Raw genomic sequence first — 15,954 nt, 5'->3', positions numbered from 1 at the left:
AACGACCTTTAAGGTACTTTATTTAAGACTTATCAAAGTATAGAATTATGGAATATCGCATCGAAAAAGACACAATGGGCGAAGTAAATGTACCTGCCGATAAATATTGGGGGGCACAAACCGAACGCTCAAGAAATAATTTCAGAATAGGCCTCGAAGGCTCTATGCCTAAACCTATTATATACGCTTTTGCTTATCTGAAAAAAGCAGCCGCATACACCAATGCTGAACTGGGTGTATTGCCGATTGAAAAAAGAGACCTCATAGCAAAGGTTTGCGATGAAATACTAACAGGAAAACTGGACGACCAGTTTCCATTGGTTATCTGGCAGACCGGATCGGGAACACAATCCAACATGAATGTTAATGAAGTTATATCCAACAGGGCATTGGTATTGAGTGGAGGGAAACTCGGAGAAAAAAGCCCTGTACATCCGAATGATGATGTAAATAAGTCTCAATCATCAAACGATACTTATCCAACAGCACTACACATAGCTGCTTATAAAGAAGTGGTAGAACACACGATACCTGCAGCCCAAAAGTTACAGAAAGCACTGGCTGACAAAGCCGAACAATTTAAAGATATCGTAAAAATAGGACGCACACATCTACAGGATGCAACACCTCTTACTCTCGGTCAGGAGTTTTCAGGATATGCCGCTCAGGTTCAATATGGCATCAATGCCATAAAAGCAACATTGAGTCACCTGTCTCAGCTCGCATTGGGAGGAACAGCCGTTGGAACAGGATTAAATACCCCGAAAGGATATGACGTAAAAGTGGCTCAACATATTGCTGAGTTTACAGGACTTCCTTTTGTTACCGCACCAAATAAATTTGAAGCTTTGGCTTCTCACGATGCTGTGGTGGGCACACATGGAGCTTTAAATCAGTTGGCTGTTGCATTATTCAAAATAGCACAGGATATCCGTCTCTTGGGATCAGGTCCAAGATCGGGAATCGGAGAACTGCTCTTACCGGAAAACGAGCCGGGATCATCTATCATGCCGGGAAAAGTTAATCCTACTCAGAATGAAGCCTTAACAATGGTATGCGCTCAGGTGATGGGAAATAATACAACCATTACTTTTGCCGGAGCAAATGGAAATTACGAGTTAAATGTATTCAAGCCGGTGATAGCTGCAAACTTCCTGCAATCGGCACAACTACTTGGCGATGCCTGTATCTCATTTACCGATCATTGTGTTTCGGGTATCGAACCAAATAAAAAACGGATCAAAGAACTGGTCGACAACTCACTGATGCTTGTCACGGCTCTCAATACACACATCGGATACGAGAAGTCTGCAAAGATTGCAAAAGCAGCTCACAAAAATGGTACAACTCTGAAAGAAGAAGCCGTAAAATCGGGATTCCTCACAGCCGAAGAATTCGATAAATGGGTAAAACCTGAAGACATGACCGGCAGCCTGAAATAAGGTCTCAGACCTATCTTTATATGAGATAATTTTTACAAACTCTAATCATAGTTAAGGGCGAAATGCATTGATCTCCATCAAAAGCATTTCGCCCAACCTTTATATAATCACAAAATAAAGACTAAGACTGTTTTTTATCCGACTGAATATTAAAATTCAAGGATCATGGCACTTCTCGGAGCCACAGTTAACGAACTACCGCTTACATCTACAACTTTACCCGTCAGCACATCTTTAGACTGAGCGACAGGCAGAATTTCGCGATATTTAGCCAAATCCAATGTGATATCCTTATCCAATCCACTTAGAAAAACAACCACCGAGTGCCCGTTGTATTTTCGTTCGTATACATACACTCCGTCCACAGGAGCATAATGTTTGAAAGTACCTTTGGCTATCACATCATTACCTCTCCTCCATTTCAGAAGCTTGCTGGTCAGATCAAATGCTGCGTTTTGCTTATCGGTACGCCCAGCTTTTGTGAATGCGTTCTGCTTGTCTCCATCCCATCCTCCGGGAAAATCTTCACGTAAAGTACCGTCACCCTTGCCTTTATCAGCCGACATAAATATTTCGGTTCCGTAATATAACTGAGGAATACCTCTTGTTGTCAATAAGAATGTCAAAGCCTGTTTATAGCGATTTGTATTATTCGTAGATTCTTCGGTAGTGAAAAATCTCGAAGTATCATGATTATCAAGAAAAGTCAACAGATTAGAAGGATCGGCATACACAATATCCTGACTCAGATAATCATGCAGAGCTGCCAGCCCTTTATCCCAGCCCGGTTCTTCATCAAAGACACGGTTCATCAAGCCCTGAAGCGGAAAATCCATCACAGTTCTTAAATGTGTATTTTTAGGATAAGCCAGCTTACTGTCTTTCTGCCAGAAAGAAACGCCTACATTATTATTCAACCATGTTTCTCCGACGATGTTGAAATCGGGATATTCTTCTGTTACTTCCTTACACCATCTCGCCATCATATCGAAATCGGCATACGGATGTGTATCCTGACGTATACCATCCAATCCGCTGTACTCTATCCACCAGATACTACTTTGGATAAGATAAGTTGCCACATGACGGTTACGCTGATTAAAATCGGGCATCATTGTTGCAAAAGCTCCATCGACTGCCATATCTTTATCGTATTGAGAAGTATATGGATCGTACTGAGAAGAAGTACGGAACGATGATTGTACAAACTTATCGGGATAATTAAACCAATCTTTCGAAGGCATATCTCTGAAAAGATAATTCTCACTTCCGCAATGATTGAATATCATATCCATAACCACTTTCATCCCTTTGGCATGACTTTGATCAACAAGAGACTTAAACTCTTCGTTTGTTCCGAAGCGTCTGTCAACATTATAATAATCTGTTATGGCATAGCCATGGTATGATCCGTGAGGCATATCGTTTTCCTGAATCGGATTTACCCAAATAGCAGTAATACCCAGCTCAGACAAATAATCAAGATGATTTTCAATCCCTTTAAAATCTCCGCCATGACGTCCATATTGATCTGTTCTATCAACCTTATCGTCAATCATCCCCTTAATTACATCATTAGATGTATCGCCATTAGCAAAACGATCGGGCATTATAAGGTATAAAACATCACTCGAATTAAAACCTACACGGTCAGAAGATGCCTCTTTTCGGGCTTTCAGTTCATAAGGTACTTTTTTCATTACCTTCCCGCGGGTCAGCACTATATCAAACTTTTCGGGAGTAGCTTTTGATAAATCAAGATAAAGAATAAGATAATTCGGATTTTCTTGCTTTACAATATCTTTCAATGTTGCAGATTTCGCAGCTATAGACACTTCGCATTTTCCGATTTGATCGCCATATAACAATACCTGTAATTCGGAGTTCTTCATACCGGCCCACCAGAACGTAGGCTCGAGTTTTTTCACTTCTATAGCAGAAGCCGTTACAGTAAACAGCACTGCCAGAAAAAGGAATAAGTAAGATTTTTTCATTCTTGCTTGTTTTTCTTTTGTTGTATAAACGTATGATTTATAGAAACACACGTCGGTTTTATTGATAAATAGATTTTCAGACTTTAAACAAATATAGAGATTATAAGGTTGGGGTTTTAACAAATAGCTTGTGCATATAGCTGAAAAACTATGCAAACGATTGCAAAATAGTCACATATAACACTTCTTATTTCAGGGCAGACCTGATTATTGCAGATAGTTCGGAATCTGTCTTTTGCGACAATGTAAGCAAGTCTACATAAGGCTCTTCCAAATGAAGTAAATATCCGAAAGCAGGTTCTGTTTTATAACCGGACTGTTTCAGATTAACAATTTGTTCTTTAAAATTTTGCCCTGCTAAGCGCAGTATGCGGGATTCTACCAACATATGACGATAACCATTTTGGAGAGTAGAAAGACAGCTCTCGGCATATACCTCAACGGGTAAATCCATCTCTGTAAATGACGCAACATAATTGTAGCCCGACAATATATCCGTAAAATTCTTTTTGTCCCCGTACATCAAACGGATTCTCATTTGTATTTCATGCAAATCCCGAGCACAGCACACAATATCAGCATCACTGCCTTCTATATCTATTTCTATAGGAATAGTTCCGACCAGAATAGGAGCATAAGGTCGAAGATATTCCATTATTCTCAAATTTTGTAAAACCGCATAACAATGTCTCTGTACGGGATTTCCTTCCCGAAGGTATTCAATATCCTCAAACACAACTTCAATCCTTTACTTAACTTTTATCTCTTTCCTATATGTGATTGTTTTTCGTTTCATATCATAGATTTCAGTCACGGGACTATCTTCCGAATAACCTTTCTCTATACAGTACTTTGTTATGGCAGGGTATACTTTAGTCAACCCCAAAAGGATAGACAAATAGCCTTTCAAGGGTAGTTCGGTCACAATATAAACTTGTTGGGGCAATTCTTTTACCTTATATTTTGCTTTTACTCTGTTTAAGCGCAGGCTATCGACACTATCCAGAACACAGCCGACTTCCGATCGCAGCTTACTCCGTTCTACTTTCTGCGGATTATCATAAAACACACCAAATCCTTTAGAGGTATTCAGAGTATCAGTATAAAGCAAACTGTAGTATAATTTATTCGAAACCGGACCTGCCTGAGAATAATCACCAACAACATCCTCATACACGACAATTTCGCCTCCGTCTACTCTTTCTTGTATATTTACAGGATGAAAACCGCCATAATACCAATAGCAGATAAATCCACTGACCAATATCAGACCTATAATGATCGAACCTATAATAATCTTCTTCTTGCTCACCGCCATATCCTGTTCTGCTTATTCTGTGTATTGAAATTTGAAGTCTTTTTATTGACTTCTCAAGCATAATAACAACAGTTAATTATCTCAAAAACGCATCATTTAAGACTTGCAGTCAATCAACGAGTTGATATCTGTATACATTTGTATCTCTCAACACGAAACCTATCTTTTTATATAATTGATTTGCCACCAAACGATCGGGACGCGAAGTTAAATCTATTTTTTCAATGCCTGAATTTTTTGCGAACTGAATTACAAATTCGATTAACTTTCGACCTATTCCCTCTCCTCTGCGGGAAGTATCCACAACAACATCTTCAATTGAAGCCTTGTAACCAGAAAGAAGATTATTTTCTACTAAAGTCAAAGCCCCGATTGTACGCTCCCCGTCTTTTGCAACGAAAAGGTGTACAGAAGCAGAACCAATTATATCCTTTAATAAAATCTCCTTTATCGGATTTATGTCGACAGATAATTGCCCTAATAAACGATTCAGGTCATCCAGAACAATACTGTCAACCGATTTTAACTCTTCTATTTTCATATTAAACACTATAAGATTTCGATTGGTTCACCTAAAAACCGAGGTTGTTTATTTATTAACCTATCTACAAAGACTTTTACACGTGCAAATTTTTCTCGCAGAATTGTTTTATAAGATACCCTGCCTAATCCGACATCTTTAGCATTATATCCATAAATATCTAGTCCATATTGCTGACCTATAAATACAGCCCTTTCATTATGAAACCCCTGAGAAACTACGATAAAAGAATCCTGACCGAATATCTCTTTCATCCTCACAACCGAATCCAGAGTTCTGAATCCGGCATAATCAAGATAAATAATACTATCCGGAACTCCCATTTCTACGAGAGCATTTTTCATATCTTCAGGCTCATTGTATGATTTACGTCCATTATCACCGCTCATAACAAAGGCTTTTACCTTTCCTGCATCATACAATTCTTTTGCAGCAGTTATACGATATGTGAAATAGGGGTTGGGATATCCCCCTTTCAGATATCTCGAAGCACCCAATACCAACGCCGCTTTACGAACAGGAACACTATCAACACTATGGGTCAAATAATGACGTGTATCTGCCGGCACTTTCCAATTGGCATAGACCAATACTCCTATTATTAAAAAAAATACAATGGAGATAGCTATAATCACTTTCTTTATGACTTTCCCTCTTCTACGTTCCTTCATCAATTAGTCCCCTATACTTCAATCGTTAAAACCTGTAACTATTTTATTCTTTTGGTAAACATACAAATTTAAAGTACATCTCCAAAAGGTAATCCTCAGGTTATGATTATATCTAAAAAAACAACATACCCTATCCCATTTGCAATAAAGATAAGATATGCTGCTTTATATTTTGCTGAAGAAAACAGGATCAGATACGCTCCAACACCGTTTTAACTAAATCTTCGATAGATCCTTTATAATTTGAATTCGATTCACCTGCAAGGCGGTTAGCGATTATCGAACAGACAGTCATAGCTTTGTGTCCCATCAATTTACCAAGTCCGGCAAGAGGCGCACTTTCCATTTCGTAATTGGTTATAACATCTTTTCCGAATTTAAAAGACTCAATCTTACTGTTCAGATCGGGATTTGCTAACGGCATACGCACATACCGTCCCTGAGGTCCGTAAAAACCTATAGCGGAAATGGTTACACCCTTAATCATATCATGTCCTATTTGCTCTACCAAGTCATGATCGGCTTTCACTACATAAGGGGAACAATGTAAAGGAGACCAGTTTACATGCTTCTTAAAGGCATCTTCAAAATCGAGTTCTGAAACAGAATTACGTCCTTCGTAATAGTTCAGAACACCATCGAAACCTATCGATTTCTCTGAAACCACATAAGACCCTATCGGGCAATGAGGCTGTAATCCACCGGAAGTTCCGACCCGTACCATTGTCAACTGTTTGAAATCTTTTTTCACCTCACGGGTTTTAAAGTCAACATTAGCGAGGGCATCCAATTCGGTAATCACAATATCGATATTATCGGGACCGATACCATGAGATAAAGCTGTGATACGTTTGCCTTTATAAGTCCCTGTTATGGTATGAAATTCCCTGCTTGAGACCTCACATTCGATGCTATCGAAGAACGAAGCTGTAAGGGTTACTCTCGACGGATCTCCCATCATTATTATCTTATCCGAAAGCTGTTCGGGTTTCAGATGGAGATGAAAAACACTGCCATCGCTATTAATGATTAATTCCGATTCTGGTATTATTCTCATAATCTTTTCTCTTTTAAGTAACAGAAATATTTAACAATTCATCATCAAGAGATAACGAACCTTCGCTGTTATACTTGACTTGTCAATACAAAGGCTAAAGCCTCATGTTGTACACAAATATAGCAAATGTAAATCTGCCTTTGAAATTATTATAGATTTAAATACCTTCTATTTATTAAATAAAACAATATCTTTGCCTTTAGATAAATTATTCTGTTTTTATGACTGCTACTACATTGATATTGGTGAAGTAAATAATCTGTGACACTTTTACAGATTATCCCTTCATCTTAACCGAACAAATTCCTGTCCGGTTATTAATCTATTTATATACAATATGCTATTCGCCCGAAAACATTCGGGATGCACTGCACAACGCCCTGCAGTTTTTAGAAATAGCAGAACTTCAAATACTCAAAAAAGATGACATTACATACAAATCATTTATATATTAAGCCTTTAAGCATACAGCAAATGAATTTATTCATTCAGGGCACAGAGAAATTAGAAAATGAATTGGGGTTGACACCTTCTGTTAAAACACTCGATGCGAAAACCGAATACGCACTGCGCTACAATTATAACCTTGCGGTAAATGATCCTGATCATCATATCTGGTACACATTCTGGATTATCATAGAAAAAAAAGTTAATAGAATGGTAGGCAGTATTTGTTTTAAGAATAAACCGGACAAAGAAGGTACGGTCGAAATCGGTTATGGCACGCATGAAGACTCTCGCAACAAAGGTTTTATGACAGAATCTGTTGCAGCAATAACCTGTTGGGCTTTGACCGGAAACAGAGCACATACGGTAATAGCAGAAACAGACAAAGATAACTTTGCATCACAGAAAGTATTACAAAAATGTAACTTCGAGCATATCGCAGATACAGCAACGGGATATATATGGAGAAGACTGAAATACAACATACGCCCCGAAACAGAAAGTGATTATTCTGAAATATACCAATTGATCAAGACTGCCTTCGAAACCGCTAAAGTAAAAGACGGAGACGAACAAGATTATGCAGTGAATCTGAGAAAAAGTTCCAAATATATTCCGGGACTATCTTTAGTTGCCGAACATGAAGGAAGACTCATTGGGCATATCATGCTTACCCGTTTGGAAATCAGTTTCACTTCGGGAATTAATAAAATAAAAGCTTTGCTGATAGCTCCATTATCAGTAAAATTAGAGTACCGAAACAAACAAATCGGTTCCGCTTTAATAAAAGAAAGTCTCAGATTGGCTAAAAAGGCAGGTTATACAGCCGTATTTTTATGCGGCGATCCTGAATACTATAAACGTTTTGGCTTTATCGAATCCTGTAATTTTAATATTAATAATATTAACGGAATCCCAGATCTGTATTCCCTTGCATATGAGCTAGAACCGGGAGCATTAGGGAAAGATTCCGGAATCATTGATTTCTATTAAGGTCTCAGACCTATTTTACCAGACTTTGCATACATAGCAGCAGTCGGCCATCACTTAAAGACATCATCAAATGCTTTCTATTACTTAAATATAAGACGAATGATCCACTGAAATATAAAATTTGCACCAAGAAAACATTTTTATTGCACAATTTTAGTATTTTTGTGCCGATTTACTTTTGGTTTTAAGGTCTCAGACCTACTTTATTGTCGATCCAAGCATAATAGCAAAAGCTAGTTATTACTGGAAATTTCGACATTAAAGATTTACTGTTACTTTATTACTTTAAAAGTATTATTCGATTGATTATTCATTTATTACAAATAAAAAAGATGGGTCATAATTTATTAAAAGGCAAAAGAGGGATCATTTTCGGAGCCCTTAACGATAAGTCTATTGCTTGGAAAGTTGCCGAAAAAGCGGTTGAAGAAGGAGCTGTTATCACATTGTCGAATACAGCAATGGCTCTGCGCATGGGCGAGTTGAACGGTTTAAGCGAAAAACTAAATGCTAAGATTGTACCTGCGGATGCAACTAACGTTGAAGAGTTAGAGGATGTATTCAAACAATCAATGGAAATTCTTGGCGGAAAAATAGATTTCGTTTTGCACTCGATCGGTATGTCTCCTAACGTTAGAAAAGGACGTGCATACGACGACTTAGACTACAGAAATCTGGATAAAACATTAGACATTTCAGCTATTTCATTTCACAAAATGATGCAGGCTGCAAAAAAACTGGATGCTGTTGCTGAAGGAGGATCTATTCTTGCCTTGACTCACATCGCTGCACAACGTACATTTACAGGATATAACGACATGGCAGATGCTAAAGCATTGCTCGAATCTATAGCACGCAGCTTTGGATATGTATACGGACGTGACAAGAAAGTACGTGTAAATACAATATCTCAATCACCTACATTGACTACTGCCGGACAAGGTATCGGAGGAATGAACGCTTTCTTTGACTTTGCCGAAAAAATGTCTCCACTAGGCAATGCCAATGCAGAAGAATGTGCTGACTATTGTGTAGCTATGTTCTCAGACCTGACCCGTATGGTAACTATGCAAAACCTTTTCCACGATGGAGGATTCTCCAACATGGGATTAACTCAGGCTGTAGTAGAAGACTATATCGAGAAAAAATAATTGCACATCAGATGCAACAAAATCGCAGAAACAGTTGTCTTAATATAGAGGCAGCTGTTTTTGCTTAAACCTCGGAATATCAAACTCAGAATATCTGTCAAATGCTCGTAAAACTATACGAAACAAATACCAACCCAAAAGACATCGAAAAAGTCGTGAAGGTGCTTCAGGACGGAGGACTCGTTATTTATCCGACCGATACTGTTTATGCCATGGGATGCGACGCTCTGAATGTCAGAGCTGTGGAACGTATTTGCAAATTGAAAGGGATCAATCCGTCAAAAAGTAATTTATCTATAATCTGCTACGACCTGAGTAATATCAGTGAGTATGCCAAAGTAGATAATACTACTTTTAAGCTAATGAAAAAGAACCTCCCGGGACCTTTTACATTCTTGTTAAAAACCACATCGTCTTTACCAAGAATATATAAGGACAAAAAAATGGTAGGAATAAGAATCCCCGATAATAATATTATTCGCGAAATAGCCAGAATATTAGGAAATCCGATCCTTACAACCTCCATAAAAGGTGATGATGAAGTAGTTGAATACCTAACGGATCCGGAATTAATTAACGAAAAATATGAAAACACTGTCGACCTTATTGTCGATGGAGGATACGGAGGGATAGATGGTTCTACCATTGTAGATTGCACAGACTCGGAACCAACAATAACCAGACAAGGGAAGGGAGACCTAATTTGGTAGAAATAAAATAAATACGTATTTTTGAATCGGGATATAATCGCACAACACAATAAAAATGATAAGAAAAGAACTCTTTTTAGCAATAACAATCGCCATCGGCGGTCTGTTTTCATGGGCATGTAGTAATAACAATGGATCAGACCCTGTGATCGAATTTTCTGACGAAGCAAATGATTCAATACTAAAACTGATGAAAGCAAATTATTGCTGGAACCTTCCGACTGAAACTCCGGATATAATGATGAACTCGGATGCTTTTTTCAAAAAATTACTTAATTCGAAGGATACTGTTTCCTGGATTAAACTAATCGCAGATATACCAACTGCTACTACTGCTTACGATATTGGTTTTGAATATGCCGCGAATAGGTACGATGATGGTAAGACATACTATGCTATCTTATATGTAAAAAAAGGAACTAAAGCTGAAAAAGTTGAAATAGAAAGAGGATACTTAATCACACACGTAAGCCCAACAGGATTGGCAAAAGATACAATCGCAGTTACTAAAGATAATTACAATACATTATTGCCTAATTGTATAACAAGCGGAAAACAATTCAGTATACTTTACCGTAGACCTGGAAGTGGAGAAGCTGCTTCCACATTCAATCCTGAAGATGTAGCAGTGAGTCCTTCTAAGGTACAAGATCCATTGTATTATTCGAGCGCGGATATCTTCCCTGCATCAGGCAAAAAAATCGGATACATCGTATATAACCATTTTCTCTCAGCTGGGACTTATTTAAGCCCACTCATCAGCAAACTGAACGAATTTAAAAATCAAGGGGTAGAAACCCTAATTTTGGATCTTCGCTACAATGCAACAGGAGGATATGACTATTTGTCGGCTTTGGGCAGTTCTCTTGTAAAGACACAAGATCAGGGAGCAGCATTTGCATATCTGGCCAGAGAAGATGCCAGCAAAGATATAGCCTACAAATTTTCAACAGACAAAACCATCCAGAACTTAGGAAGTCAATTGGAAAGTATTTATGTTATAACTGGTCAAAGTACAGCCGGACCTTCCGAAACACTGATACACGCATTGAGAGCATACTGGGGTGATAAGATCGTTATTACCGGTGAAGACATGAAAGGGCAAAATTTAGCTACCAGCAACCAAGTTGCGATTAAATTATCGGATGGTAGTTCTAAATGGGCTGTCAAAATTGCCCTTGGTCATTTTGCCGATAAAAATAAGAATTATAGCTACCGTACAAAAGTTAATAACGAACTCAAAGAGATTAACACCGAATCGGGAACAAAAACACAATTAAAACCTCTGGGAGATATAAAAGAATATGTCTTAAAGGGAACTTTAGAAGAAATTACCGGTTTAACAATAGATCCAGACAAACGTTCGGCAAAAGTATCGAATTGGCCGTCTCCTGTTGAATACTTAGGTTCATCTATAAAGAGCGAACAAGGAACAATATCAATCGACAATCTGAGACCTTAAAACGACATTATATATATTAGCTAGAAAAAAGGCAGGCTCTACGGAGCTCTGTCTTTTTCTTTTACAAAGAAAGCGATTCTTTATTTGTCGACTACAATTAAATCTTTATTTTTGTGAAATACATCATATTGCTGTAATTTCTGTTGAAATGAACTCAAGAACATAAGAAATGCGTCAGGTAAAAATTCTATTTTATATTTTTCTGTCAGGGATATTAGCTTTGTCGTCATGCAGCGACGATGATAAGTCATCGAACCTAACCGATAATGAATATATCAACAAATGGATATATTCACAAATGGAAGAATGGTATTTATGGAGTGCTGATATGCCATCTACACCTGATTACAACACAGAACCGAATACATTTTTCAAAAACCTGTTAAATAAATCGGATGATCGTTTCTCGTGGGCAACGAGCGACTATAATAATCTTATTAACTGGACTAATTCTATATCAACAGATATCGGCTTTGAATATTTCACTATATTGGATGACAACGACAAACCCGAATACTATAATATCGTATATATCAAACCGAATACCGATGCAGAAGCCAAAGGTTTAAAAAGGGGTGATAAAATAACTAAGGTAAATGGTGTAACTCTTACCTCCGACAATTACGGTTCTCTCCTCTCTTCTGGAAACGGAATTTACAGCCTCACAATCGAAGGAAAGTCCGAACCTGTCAATATCAGCAGTATGGCGAATTACCCTGAGAATCCGGTATACTACAGTAATACTTATACCGAAGGGAATAAACGAATCGGATACCTTGTTTATAATTCTTTCACTCAGGATAAAGGAGATGATTCGGGTGATTATGATGTTGCGCTGATAGCTACTCTGAAACAATTGTATGACAATAATATAACCGATCTCGTACTTGATCTGAGATACAACAGCGGAGGATTGGTTAAATGCGCTCAGATTTTAGCCAGTGCAATTGTTAAAAACAGAGATATTAACAATGTCTTTATCAAGAACGAATACAATGCAAACATAACTGCACAAATCGGAAATTTTTCTACATTGAGTCTATCTGATAACTTTCTGGATAAATTCAGAGTGGGCTCTACTCGTACAAACAAAGACATTCCCCGTCTGGGAGACAAAATAAGCAAAGTATATATACTAACGGGAAAATATACTGGCTCATCGAGCGAGCTAATCATCAATGGACTGAAGCCTTATATGGATGTTACACTTATAGGTCGTACCACTTATGGAAAGAATGTAGCCTCGATTTCTTTATACGAAGAAAAAGATTATCGTAATAAATGGGGACTACAGCCCATCATCATGAAAGTGTACAACAGTGCCGGTCAATCCGATTACACTGAAGGTTTCCCCGCAGATATACCAATCAATGAATTTTCGTACGAGATGAAACAATTGGGCGATAAAGATGAAATCTTATTGAAAGCAGCAATTAATGCAATCACCGGAAACGAGATAGTCCCTTTACGGTTGTCTAAAGCAGCAGATATAAAAGCAGTATCGCCTGTTGTAAACAGAAAAGGAGCAATGGATATGTTTATTGATAAGAAGTTTGCAGAAGAAATAAAGTCCATAAAATAATAGCAAGTATTAACTACGCTATATTATACTTAAAGAATAAATAAGAAGGTCTGAGACCTTAAAAACAGAAAATATACTACTCTGATGAAAGTAATGAAATTTGGAGGCAGTTCTATCGGTTCTGCTCAAAATATTCTGAATGTAAAAAATATAATAGCCGCCGAAAAAGGAGCTTTAGTGGTTGTCATTTCCGCTTTCGGAGGAATAACGGACAAACTGCTCGAAACTTCTCGGTTATCAGCAAATGGCAGTATAGACTATGCAGCTCTATTCGCTGAGATTACCGATACGCATATAACTATAATCAGGGAACTGCGACTCGAAAAAGCAAAGGAAGAAGAACTGTTTATGAAAATAAACGTACTGATTGACGAGTTGAGCAATATTTTCAAAGGAGTATACCTGATTAACGACCTGTCGCTTCGCACAGCTGATAAAATAGCCAGCTATGGCGAACGGATGTCCACATTGATTGTCAGTTATGTATTAGACAACTTCGACTCATTGGATGCTATACAACTCATCAAAACAAATTCGGCCTTTGGGAAACATACTCCTGATATCGAATTGTCATCATCTCTGATAAAGAATGCTTACGCAGCATCATCCGGAAGAGTAATCGTATCAGGATTTATCTCGGCTTGTAAGACTCAAGGCGAAATTACAAATCTGGGACGTGGAGGTTCTGATTATACCGCTGCTATTTTTGCTTCAGCTCTCGACGCTGATGTTTTAGAAATATGGACGGATGTAGACGGCTTTATGTCTGCCGACCCCAAAGTTATCAGTGGAGCGTACGTCATTGAGCATCTAACTTTTACTGAGGCTACCGAATTATGTAACTTCGGGGCTAAAGTGATTTATCCTCCGACTATATTCCCTGTATATCATAAGAATATACCCATCCGGATAAAAAATACATTCAGACCGGAACTGCCCGGAACATTTATTTCCAATGATACAAATTATCCAAAGAAAAAAGCCCTGATCAAAGGTATCTCGTCTATAGAAGACAGCTGCCTGCTCACTATTCAGGGATTAGGAATGGTTGGTATTATAGGTGTCAATTACCGAATATTCAAAGCATTGGCTGACAACGGAATCAGCGTATTCCTCGTATCTCAAGCCTCATCCGAGAACAGTACATCGATAGGTGTACGCTCAGTAGATGCTCCTCTCGCTGTGGAAGTTATAGAACATGAATTCCAAAATGAAATACTGCTAGGCAGTATCAACCGTGTTCAATTGGAGCAGGAGCTGGCTACAGTAGCCATTGTCGGCGAAAACATGAAATATACTCCGGGAATTGCAGGAAAATTATTTGAGACTTTAGGAAAAAGCGGTATAAGCGTGGTTGCCTGTGCTCAAGGTGCATCAGAAGTAAACATCTCGTTCGTTATCAAGAACAAGTACCTTCGCAAGGCTTTGAACTCCATCCACGATTCATTCTTCTTGTCTGAATTTAAAGCATTGAACCTATTTATTGTAGGAACAGGTATTATCGGGAAAAACCTGATACAGCAAATAAGGATGCAGCAACCTAAACTGCAAGAGCAATACTCCTTAAAACTGAATGTAGTAGGAATATCCAACAGCCGCAAAGCCCTGATTACAAGAGACGGAATTGATCTTGATAATTACGACGAACTGCTGGACAAAAAGGGAATAGCCAGCTCGCCCAGCATTCTTCAAGATAAGATATTGGATATGAACATCTTCAATGCTGTTTTTGTCGATTGTACAGCAAGTGAACCAATAGCTGCTCTATATGAGAAAATGCTCGCTAACAATATATCGGTTGTTACAGCCAACAAGATAGCAGCATCATCGGCATACAGCAGTTACCTGAAATTGAAGAATACTGCACGAGAACGGAATATTAAGTTTCTGTTCGAAACAAATGTCGGAGCAGGTCTTCCGATTATCAATACAATGAACTCATTGATCAATTCGGGAGATAAGATCATCAAGATAGAAGCTGTATTATCGGGAACTCTCAATTTTATCTTCAATACAATGAATGACCGTATCCCATTCAGCGAAACAATTAAAATGGCTAAAGATGCCGGATTTGCAGAGCCTGATCCCCGTGTAGACCTATCAGGAACAGATGTTGTACGAAAACTGGTCATACTAACCCGTGAAGCCGGATATGAAGTAGAACAGAAAGATGTAAATGTAAACCTATTTATCCCTCAGAAATATTTTGACGGAAGTTTGGACGAATTCTGGAATAACATAAACCAGATGGATGAACAATTTGAACAACGCCGCAAAAAACTTGAGTCGGAAGGAAAACGCCTTCGTTTTGTTGCTAAATACGAAGATGGAGCGTGTCAAGTCGGATTACAGGAAGTAGATCTGAGCCATCCTTTTTATGAACTCGAAGGCAGCAACAATATCATACAGATTACGACCGAAAGATATAACGAGTATCCGATGATCATAAAAGGATATGGAGCTGGTGCAAGCGTAACGGCTGCCGGTGTATTTTCTGATATTATCAGTATAGCTAATGTGAGATAAGTTGTTTCAATACTATAAAAAAATGGGGGCTGAATAAAATCAGCTCCCATTTTCTATATT

At 38.1% G+C, this 15,954-nt stretch carries 13 protein-coding genes; 7 read left to right on the top strand and 6 right to left on the bottom strand.

What is annotated here, in order from left to right; translation table 11 throughout:
- The first annotated feature begins 47 nt into the window (after window positions 1–47).
- Window positions 48–1,442, top strand: coding sequence for a class II fumarate hydratase (fumC, locus tag K322_RS0108055; protein ID WP_026626431.1), 1,395 nt, complete (start codon window positions 48–50; stop codon window positions 1,440–1,442).
- 149 nt (window positions 1,443–1,591) lie between these two features.
- Here fumC and K322_RS0108050 read toward each other — a convergent pair whose 3' ends face one another.
- From K322_RS0108050 to K322_RS0108025, 6 genes are all read right to left on the bottom strand, one after another.
- Window positions 1,592–3,436 carry a glycoside hydrolase family 13 protein gene (locus K322_RS0108050; RefSeq protein WP_026626430.1) on the bottom strand — a complete coding sequence of 615 codons (1,845 nt, stop codon included), beginning with the start codon at window positions 3,434–3,436 and terminating at the stop codon, window positions 1,592–1,594.
- A 187-nt stretch (window positions 3,437–3,623) separates the two neighbouring features.
- Window positions 3,624–4,172, bottom strand: a complete 549-nt coding sequence (locus K322_RS18930) for a DUF4269 domain-containing protein (RefSeq protein ID WP_260203706.1) — start codon at window positions 4,170–4,172, stop codon at window positions 3,624–3,626.
- A 12-nt stretch (window positions 4,173–4,184) separates the two neighbouring features.
- A complete protein-coding gene (locus tag K322_RS0108040) occupies window positions 4,185–4,754 on the bottom strand; it encodes a GyrI-like domain-containing protein (RefSeq protein ID WP_026626429.1) in 570 nt (189 codons plus the stop codon).
- A 109-nt stretch (window positions 4,755–4,863) separates the two neighbouring features.
- Window positions 4,864–5,295, bottom strand: coding sequence for a GNAT family N-acetyltransferase (locus tag K322_RS0108035; RefSeq protein WP_084158538.1), 432 nt, complete (start codon window positions 5,293–5,295; stop codon window positions 4,864–4,866).
- Between the two features lie 8 nt (window positions 5,296–5,303).
- On the bottom strand, window positions 5,304–5,966 hold the full coding sequence (locus K322_RS0108030) for a SanA/YdcF family protein (protein WP_026626427.1): 663 nt from the start codon (window positions 5,964–5,966) through the stop codon (window positions 5,304–5,306).
- 190 nt (window positions 5,967–6,156) lie between these two features.
- Entirely contained in the window at window positions 6,157–7,023 is an 867-nt protein-coding gene (locus K322_RS0108025; RefSeq protein WP_026626426.1) for a nucleoside phosphorylase, read from the bottom strand.
- 474 nt (window positions 7,024–7,497) lie between these two features.
- Between K322_RS0108025 and K322_RS20595 the strand changes: the two genes are divergently transcribed.
- From K322_RS20595 to thrA, 6 genes are all read left to right on the top strand, one after another.
- Window positions 7,498–8,463, top strand: coding sequence for a GNAT family N-acetyltransferase (locus tag K322_RS20595; RefSeq protein WP_169714138.1), 966 nt, complete (start codon window positions 7,498–7,500; stop codon window positions 8,461–8,463).
- 332 nt (window positions 8,464–8,795) lie between these two features.
- Window positions 8,796–9,614: an enoyl-ACP reductase FabI gene (locus K322_RS0108015; RefSeq protein WP_026626424.1), complete on the top strand. Its 819-nt coding sequence runs from the start codon at window positions 8,796–8,798 to the stop codon at window positions 9,612–9,614.
- Between the two features lie 101 nt (window positions 9,615–9,715).
- Entirely contained in the window at window positions 9,716–10,324 is a 609-nt protein-coding gene (locus K322_RS0108010) for an L-threonylcarbamoyladenylate synthase (protein ID WP_026626423.1), read from the top strand.
- A 55-nt stretch (window positions 10,325–10,379) separates the two neighbouring features.
- Complete coding sequence (locus tag K322_RS0108005) at window positions 10,380–11,786, top strand: S41 family peptidase (RefSeq protein WP_026626422.1); 1,407 nt, start codon at window positions 10,380–10,382, stop codon at window positions 11,784–11,786.
- Window positions 11,787–11,955: 169 nt separating this feature from the next.
- Complete coding sequence (locus K322_RS0108000) at window positions 11,956–13,368, top strand: S41 family peptidase (RefSeq protein WP_026626421.1); 1,413 nt, start codon at window positions 11,956–11,958, stop codon at window positions 13,366–13,368.
- Between the two features lie 84 nt (window positions 13,369–13,452).
- Complete coding sequence (gene thrA / locus K322_RS0107995) at window positions 13,453–15,894, top strand: bifunctional aspartate kinase/homoserine dehydrogenase I (RefSeq protein WP_026626420.1); 2,442 nt, start codon at window positions 13,453–13,455, stop codon at window positions 15,892–15,894.
- Window positions 15,895–15,954: the final 60 nt, after the last annotated feature.

Source organism: Indolivaga capnocytophagoides DSM 22835 (assembly GCF_000426485.1).
In the GTDB taxonomy this organism is placed as follows: Bacteria; Bacteroidota; Bacteroidia; order Bacteroidales; family Dysgonomonadaceae; genus Dysgonomonas_A; species Dysgonomonas_A capnocytophagoides.
The sequence above is the reverse complement of the archived record's forward strand: the minus strand, read 5'-3'. Positions and strand labels throughout refer to the sequence as shown.